We start from the raw sequence: 2,045 nt of genomic DNA on the forward strand, positions 1-2,045 counted from the left end.
AATGACATTCTTTCTTCAGCTCCAAGATCATAATAAATTATAAATTCTAACGGCAGTGAAAGAGATGATATTTCTTTTTTAATATCTGAAGATAATTTTCGTAAATCAGCACCATGCCGTCTCATAATGGCGATACTTGCCGTTTTTTCTCCGTTTAATCTTGATAAAATATCCGGCTCCCGTTCACGTTCCGTAATGACGGCAATATCCGAAAGCTCGATATATTTTCCCTCTCCAAGCGGAATTAAAGCTGCGTTAAGTTGCGAGTAACGCCCATCTATAGTAACAATTATTTCCTTATTTTTTTGTTCAATCATTCCGCCGGAAAAAATCGAGTCATTTAATTCAAGAACAGACATTATTACAGACGGCTCTAACTGAAGAAGCCCTAATTTTTCTTGATCAAGAATTATATAAATTTCTTTTAATCCCACTCCTGAAACAATAACTTCTCCCGCGCCTTCTAAACTTTCAAGACGAGGCTTTACAATTTTTTCCAGTATTTGCGCCGTGTTGCTTAAATCGCCAGTTAAAACTGCGGCAGACCAAACCGGAATATTTGAATTATTTGAGCTTAAAATTTCCGGTCTTTGCGCGGACGTGGGGAGAGTTTCATAAACCCTTTGCGCCGCATCGCGAATAGCCTCATACCTGCCGTGTGTCCCCGGTCTAAAGCGGACAAAAACACTTGATAAACTGTTTTCGCTGGAACTTTGAACCGCTATTACTCCGTTAATCGAAAAAAGCGCATCCTCAAGCGGAATGGTTACGCTTCTTTCCATCTCCATTGCGTCAATGCCGTAATGTTTAATTTTTATTAAATAAGAACCTCCTGTGTTTTCTTTAATTTTTTCATTTGAATTGATAATGACGAATAACGATACCGCGCAAATACCCGCTAAAATACAGAGACTCATTTTTTTTCTTTCTAATCGGGAAGAAATATTTTTCATAAGTCTTCCTCATTGTTAAGTTTCCATTTAAAATACCGAATTAATACGGAAGGAATGGCAAACAAACTGATTAATGTTGATACTGTAAGCCCGCCCAACATTGCCGCCGCCATTGATTTTTGCGAGTTTCCCAAAGGACTAAAGATTAACGGCAAAAGAGCAAAGACAGTAGTTGTTGTGGTTATCAAAATCGCCTGTAATCGTTCCGATGCTCCTCTGCAAACTGCGTCTGTTACTGGAAATCCGGCTTGAATTTTTTGTTCGCTGATTTCAAAGAGAATTAAACTGTTATTTACAACTAGTCCGAATAGGGCGGTTAATCCAAGTACGGCTCCCGAATCAATTTTTGAGCCGCTGATTATAAGAGCGGGTCCGGCTCCTGCAAGTGAAAAAGGAATACTTAACATTAAAACAAGGGGGAGTAAAAAAGATTCAAATTGAGCGCCCATTGTCATGTACAGAAGAACAAGCACAAGGAAAACATAAAAAAGCAAGGAATTTTTGTAGCGGCTAAATACCGATTCATCTGCTCCCATAAACCAAGAAAATCGCGCGGCTAATTTTTTGACAACAGACGGAATATCTTTTCCTGCGGAAATATCTGCATATATGACATCGGCTCTGTCCAGCCGCGCAAGAGACGCTTCCGCTTCTTTTTGCTCTATTTTTACAACAGAGCCAAGGTATACGATTTTTCCCTGTCCTGTTTTTAAGGGTATTTCTTCAAGCCTTTGGACAGGATCATTGCGGGTATTCCGCTCTCCTGTTACACGAACATTTAACGGTTTGCCCTCAATTTCCAATTTTGTTGTTACAATTCCTTCGTTAAGAACAAAAAGAGTTTCCGCTATTTGCGATGAGGGTATCGAAAGATAAGCGGTAGTTTCCCTATTTGGGTAGACTTTTATTTCCGGTATTTTTCCGCGAGGACGGAAATTTACCGCTGTAGACGCGGAATCAAATTCGTTTTGTGTAATTTCAACCCGCTCAAGCAGTTCCTCCCTGTCCTTGCCCTTAATTACAAATGTCCGCTCAGTTGATAACCCTAAAAGAACTTCAATTCTGTCTTTTGGAAAATACGCAGTACAAGAA

2 protein-coding genes are annotated in these 2,045 nt (G+C 39.6%); both read right to left on the bottom strand.

All coding sequences use genetic code 11. From position 1 onward, the window contains the following. On the bottom strand, nt 1-953 hold a 953-nt coding region (locus ACYVTD_RS12000), incomplete at its 3' end, for an efflux RND transporter permease subunit (protein ID WP_461247994.1). Beyond that, nucleotides 950-2,045, bottom strand: a 1,096-nt coding sequence (locus tag ACYVTD_RS12005) for an efflux RND transporter permease subunit (protein ID WP_461247995.1), incomplete at its 5' end; no start/stop codon positions are given. The genes ACYVTD_RS12000 and ACYVTD_RS12005, both read right to left, overlap by 4 nt.

This window comes from Treponema sp. R6D11, assembly GCF_054786075.1.